The sequence below is a fragment of the Stenotrophomonas sp. PS02297 genome, from assembly GCF_029959705.1.
Classification (GTDB): Bacteria; Pseudomonadota; Gammaproteobacteria; order Xanthomonadales; family Xanthomonadaceae; genus Stenotrophomonas; species Stenotrophomonas nitritireducens.
In genome coordinates, this window is sequence record NZ_JASCOS010000168.1 from 1 (window position 1) to 5,508 (window position 5,508).

The 5,508-nt window shown below is 59.6% G+C and carries 5 protein-coding genes; all 5 read right to left on the reverse strand.

Annotated elements, in window-relative coordinates; translation table 11 throughout:
* Nucleotides 1–205 precede the first annotated feature (205 nt).
* Nucleotides 206–1,237: an SDR family oxidoreductase gene (locus QMX80_RS18015; RefSeq protein ID WP_282278549.1), complete on the reverse strand. Its 1,032-nt coding sequence runs from the start codon at nucleotides 1,235–1,237 to the stop codon at nucleotides 206–208.
* Between the two features lie 52 nt (nucleotides 1,238–1,289).
* A complete protein-coding gene (locus QMX80_RS18020; RefSeq protein WP_273083474.1) occupies nucleotides 1,290–1,502 on the reverse strand; it encodes a hypothetical protein in 213 nt (70 codons plus the stop codon).
* 135 nt (nucleotides 1,503–1,637) lie between these two features.
* Complete coding sequence (locus QMX80_RS18025) at nucleotides 1,638–2,639, reverse strand: DNA topoisomerase IB (RefSeq protein ID WP_282278550.1); 1,002 nt, start codon at nucleotides 2,637–2,639, stop codon at nucleotides 1,638–1,640.
* Nucleotides 2,640–2,867: 228 nt separating this feature from the next.
* Nucleotides 2,868–4,028, reverse strand: a complete 1,161-nt coding sequence (locus QMX80_RS18030; protein ID WP_282278551.1) for a hypothetical protein — start codon at nucleotides 4,026–4,028, stop codon at nucleotides 2,868–2,870.
* Nucleotides 4,029–4,186: 158 nt separating this feature from the next.
* Complete coding sequence (locus QMX80_RS18035; protein ID WP_282278553.1) at nucleotides 4,187–5,200, reverse strand: ATP-binding protein; 1,014 nt, start codon at nucleotides 5,198–5,200, stop codon at nucleotides 4,187–4,189.
* Between the last annotated feature and the right edge of the window lie 308 nt (nucleotides 5,201–5,508).

Genomic DNA, 5,508 nt, shown 5'->3' on the forward strand with positions numbered 1-5,508 from the left:
GGGGGGGGGTTGTGGGCGGCGCGCGGCCCCCGCGGGGGGCCGCCCGCCCCCCCCCCCCCCCCCCAGGCCGGCGATCCGTGGGCAGAGCGCTACCGCACGGGCGCCGAGTGCGTCACCGCCTTCGAAATCGAACAGGTTGATCATGTCCAGGATGATCAGTGCGGTCGCATCGTTCTTGCCGGGCGCCATGGTCGCTGCGCCGGGTTCAGCCGCGCGGGCCGCCCATGACCGGCAGGATCGCACCGCTCACGTAGCTGGCGGTCACCGGCGAGGCCAGGAACACATAGGCCGGTGACAGTTCCTCGGGCTGCGCCGGCCGGCCCATGTCACTGTCCTTGCCGAATTTCGCCACCTCCGGCGCCTCCTTGTCCGCGGGGTTCAACGGCGTCCACACCGGCCCCGGTGCGACGCAGTTGACACGGATGCCGCGGCTCGACAACTGCGCCGCCAACGATCTGGTGAAAGCATGGATCGCGCCCTTTGTCGCCGAATAGTCGATCAGCGACGGACTGCCGAACAGCGCCGTCTCTGAGCCGGTATTGATGATGCTTGCACCCTGGCCGAGATAGGGCAGCACCGCGCGCGCCATCTGGATGTAGCCGGCGATGTTGGTCTGCAGGGTTTCCTGCAGGTGCGCGTCGTGCAGGTCCTCAAGCCGATGGCAATGCAACTGGAAGGCGGCGTTGTTGACCAGGATATCGATGCCGCCCAACGCCTCGTTCACCTGCCGCGCGGCCTGCTTGCAGAACGCCGGATCGCGCACGTCGCCGCTGATCGCGATGCAGCGCTGCCCCTCCTCCTCCACCGCCTTGCGGGTGGTCTGCGCGTCCTCGTGCTCGTCCAGGTACAGGATCGCCACGTCGGCGCCTTCACGCGCGAAGAGGATGGCCACGGCGCGGCCGATGCCCGAATCGCCGCCGGTCACCAAGGCGCGCATACCCTGCAACTTGCCGCTGCCGCGGTAGTCCGGCGCCATGTAGCGCGGTGGCAGTTGCAGTTCATGCTCGTTGCCCGGTTTCTCCAGGCTCTGCGCCGGCATTTTCGACGGCTGCCGCCGCGTGCCGGCCTGCACGCCACCCTTCTCCGGTTCCGGCTTCGGAGTTTTCTGCCTTTTCGCCTGCGCCTGCAGGTCGCGCTGCCGCTCGGCGGTACACTCCGCTCTCTCGCTGGATGCCTGGTGCCCGGTTGCCTTCTTGGCGGATGCCGCGGCATCGGGTGTCTTGCTTCTGGTTGCCATGGGTCATGCTCCCGCGCAGGTCCGGACAGTGATTCGGATATCCGCCTTGAACTCACCCACCCGCATGGCGGGTGCAGTGCTCGCAGCAATAGACCGTACCGCCCGCCTCCACACCGTGGCCGATGACCACGCATCCGCAGTGCGCGCAGCGCGGCGCCATGGCATGGATCGCGCATTCGAAGGAATCGAACGTGCGGGTCACATCGCCCTTGGTGACCGTGAAGCTGTTCCGGTATTCGTTTCCGCAGACGTCGCAGGTCGCCATAGCGAACTCCTAAACCCATATTGGGTTTCGATCTTCCGATACGCCGTCGCTGCCTGGCCGTGAAAGAACGTGGAAGCGATGTGCATGCGGTGCAATACCGCTTTGACGAACGGCGCCAGCCGTTCCCTGCTCGCTCTAGCGATGGCAGGCGCGCAGCAGCCGGAGCGCGGCCGTTTCCAGCTGCCGGATGCCACGAAGCGCGTGCAGCGGCTCCAACCGCCCGGTACGCCAGGCATCGAACACGCAGGGGTCGATGTAGGACTTGCGGCATACCGCCGGCGTATTGCCGAGCATGCCGGCCACCGAGGCGATGACCTGGTTCTGCAGCGACATCCGCTGCGATTCACTCGCATCGCTGGACAGCGGCAACCGCGCCAGCTCTATCAGCGTGGTCAGGGTTGCTCCCCAGGTACGGAAGTCCTTTGCACTGAAATCGCTACCGGTCGCCTGCCGCAGATACTCGTTGACATCACCCGAATCGACGGGCCGTACCTGGCCGTCGTCGTCTTGGTACTGGAACAGCATTTTCCCTGGCAGATCGTGACAGCGCCGGATCAGCGCAACCAAGCGGGTGTCGTCGATGTGTAGCACGTGCCTGCGACCGGATTTTCCGGTAAAGCGGATCTGTGCCATGCTCGTTCCGGGCAGGCTTACATGCCGCGCGCGAAGGGTGGTCAAGCCATAGGAGTGGTTGTTGCGTGCGTAGGTCGCATTGCCCACTCGGGCGTAGGTCCGGCCCATCACCGAGACGATCAGGGCCAACACCTTCTCGCGCGGAAGACCAGGTAGCGCTAGATGCCTGCGCACCTGCCGGCGCAATGCCGGCAATGCCTTGCCGAATGCCAGGATACGGTCGAACTTGTCCATGCCGCGCTGCCGCACCCATCCTGGATGATAGCGGTACTGCTTCCGCCCACGCGCATCGCGACCGGTTGCCTGGAGATGTCCGTCGGAGCTTGCACATATCCATACATCCGTATAGGCCGGAGGTATCGATAGTCCATGAATCCGGCGCAAAGTCGCTGAGTCATCTATTGACCGCCCGTCGCCATCTACATAGCGGAATCCTTTGCCCACACGGATCCGGAGGATGCCTGGCTGACCATCACACGCATACTTAAGAGCGACCTCGCTCATGAGCTCTAGCGCTCGCCTGAAGCTACGGTCTTGTAGAGGCCACGTCGCAATGCGTCATCATTTTTGTGGCCAGTCACCACGGCGCAATGCTCAGGATGACAGCCAAAATGAGAAAGATGCCCCCGATGATCATGATCAACCGGCGCTTGGTGATTCTCATCCTTTCACCTCATCCAGATAGGTAGGATGAGAGTGCATCATGCAATGTCAAATCCATGAAAAATCAAATTATCGAGATCGCTCAATCTTGTTACGGATGGAAAAAATTTCCTCCTGCTCCCGTCGCTTGACCTGCCCTCGGTCGCAGCGACCAAGGGATCTGAGATCAGGATGTCGAAAGTGGATGGGGCAGCTATAAAGGGCCCGTTCTTGCAGCAAGGCCCAGTGAGGCATCTCGGATACGCCATCGAGGAGTACGCGCCTGTTCAGCTCGCCAAATGCGTCTTGAATCTGGGCAATTGCATCTACCCAATGTTGAAAGGAGCTGATCAAACTGAGTTGCGCTGCGCCAAGATTGGGAAGCCTGAAGTCGTTGCTATCTACCCCTGCATGCCTGAGTGTCAAAGTTCCCGCCATCCGCTGAAACTCGCCATTCCATTGCAGTCGCCAGAGTGCATAGGCCTGTCCCAAACAACATAGCCTTGGGTCAATGCTCACCTCACCGGTCGCTCTACGTCGCAAGCCGCCCATGGCTCCAATGGCGTATCGACAGCAAGCGCCGTGGCCGCGCAAGTGCGTACGACGCAGATGGCGCGACACAGCATTCATCAAGCGCATGTAGGGCTGCAGTCCGTCGCTGGCAACCCCTTCGTTCTCATAAGGCTGTATTGGCGCCGAGAGAGACGATGCCGGAAAGATATGGAAGCTGATTGGTGTGGGCTCCAATGCAGCAGCAACTCGCTGGTTCGGAGCCAAAGCCAGAGCTCGCCAGTAAAGTCCTGACTGTGAGTTCAAGGACAGCCCGTACCACAAATCGAACGCATATCCGGTGCCTGCTCGTTGGTATCCGACGTGAAGCATCTCTGCCTCCCACTGCCAGCGCTCTAGGTCGTCATAGATAGCCGTGTCCCGTTCTATTTGGTCCAATGTACGTAATTCAGGGGCATCCCTAACCAGAAGAGATTTCTTACATCGAGAACAGACGTAGCCATGAATCTGCGTCCCCTTGGTATCAATAGCGCTCCCGCAATCTGGGCAGCCTTCGCGCAGTCGCTTGAGATGAACAATGCAGAGCCGGAACCTACGATCCTGCTGATATCGGTAATGAAGACCGGCACGAATGCACACAGGACAGTAGCGCAACGCGTTGGCTGGCAACCATCGACGCTTCTGGGAGAGGACCTCAGTGATCTGCCTGATCTCTTCCTGACCGGCCGAGGCCCCACTCACGTGAGAGTCCGGCAGGAGTACTGCCTCATTGGCCATATGAAAACGCCACGCACGCTTGGTCCTAAGCCAAGATACAGGAGAGTGGTTAAGCCACTCTAGAAGCTGAACGACAGTCCAGGATGAGCAATGCTCATCAACTAGAAGCGCATTCCAACCGATCATCTTGGCGGCCGTCGTTCTGATTTGCCACGACGTGTGGCAGACACCATAACGGGAGGTGTCCGCACACCATAATCTGAATCCTCGATTGCCCGTTCCCAGACGTTCTTTGAGATAGCAAATTCGTCAGCATCGCTCGCTTCGGCTTCCAATCCGACGAGCATCAATGCTTCGGCGACCCATTGCATGCTCACTCCTTCCCGATCGATAGTTCCTCCGGAACGAGCTCGGAAAGCGTCGTACAGATCGTTGGCGCACCTGGCCAGTCGAAATCCATGTTCGAACGCGCGCGGCCACAAGTACTGGGTGTATGACCACCCAGAGCCAGCCGGGTACTCCGTTTCTTCATCGCAGCAACGGAGGCACACCCGGATATCCGACGCATCTTGCAAGCTCCGAAACTCGTTTAACCGGGACATGAACCTCTCACTCAGATCGGGCATCTGGACTTTGAGACGATCATGTATTGCGCACAGCTGGCTTTGTCCGAACAGTACGACCGTGACTCTGATATCACGGACTGCGAGCCAGTTCACCAGGCGCTTCAGCCACCCAAGCTCCTTAGCGTGCAGGTTCTGCGCTTCATCGATCACGAAGAAGAGATGCTTGCCGGCGATTGCCATGGAATAGAGAGCGCGCTCAAGCTGATTTCTCTTCCCGGTCAAGGTACGTTCAATGCGTGTTTCATATTCAATTTCTGAAAGCAGATCCTCTATCAGCGCACCTTCGGCAGGCACCTCTTTTGAAGACGGCTCATAGACTATGAATCCACACTGCGGAAACTGAGTTGGCGCAAGCTTTCGCAGCGCGGCAATGCAAGAAGACTTCCCAGAAAGCGGATGGGCCCAGAACGCCACAGAGGACCGCGCACGACGAGCCTTATCGAAAACTAATGTAGCTGCCTCCCGTACAGACGGTGTGGCAAGCACGGCGTTAGCTCTCAATAGCGGATGATCGGCGAGAAGATCGGCATAGGTTGCGCGGATCTCTGCTACAGCATCTTGGCGTTGCATAGCATCCTCATGTTCTTCCTATGACACCGAAGTCAATTACGCTCGGGTTGCGAATTCGGCGTACAAGCTGTTTAGTCGAATTGTGCTTCGGGCTCCTCGCATCAGTCTTCGATTGCCCCGAGCTGTAACCTTTACGAGCCTCCTCAGCTACAATAGAAGCTGCTTGCGTCACTCGAGGAGCCTTGGGTTCACCCCCGTTTTCACGGACACTTACGAGAAGGCCGATCAAGGCCATGAGGAGTGTTCATGTCGAAGCGAAGGAAGTTCAGCACCGAGTTCAAGCGCGGTGCGGTTGAGCAGGCCAGCCA